Source organism: Stenotrophomonas maltophilia group sp. RNC7 (assembly GCF_030910085.1).
GTDB classification, from domain to species: domain Bacteria; phylum Pseudomonadota; class Gammaproteobacteria; order Xanthomonadales; family Xanthomonadaceae; genus Stenotrophomonas; species Stenotrophomonas sepilia.
This window is the reverse complement of record NZ_JAVFVN010000466.1, coordinates 1-324: the sequence shown is the minus strand read 5'-3', so window position 1 is coordinate 324 and position 324 is coordinate 1. Positions and strand designations below refer to the sequence as shown.

The window sequence follows — 324 nt, the reverse complement described above, 5'->3', positions numbered from 1 at the left end:
ACTCGAACTTCACCTGCAACCACTGCAAAGCTGCGGCCTTGATCACCAGCACGAGCAGCCTCGACCGCAGCATTGAGGGAAAGAATGTTAGTTTGGAATGCAATGCCTTCGATGACTCGAATGATCTCTTCGACCCTTCGTGCGCTATGAGCGATCTCGCCCATCGTCGAGACAACGCTTCCAACGATCTCTCCCCCATCTGCGGCCACGGCGGAAGCGTCAGATGCCAGTTTTCTGGCGGTTTGCGACGACATTGCATTTTGCTGAACCGCAGCAGCCAACTGCTCCATCGACGCTGCAGTCTGTTCAAGGTTGGACGCTTGT

General features: G+C 55.2%; 1 protein-coding gene. It reads right to left on the bottom strand.

Annotated features, from left to right (window positions below):
* The coding region (locus RCF13_RS07940; protein ID WP_308141049.1) for a methyl-accepting chemotaxis protein at positions 1-324 on the bottom strand (324 nt) is incomplete at both ends.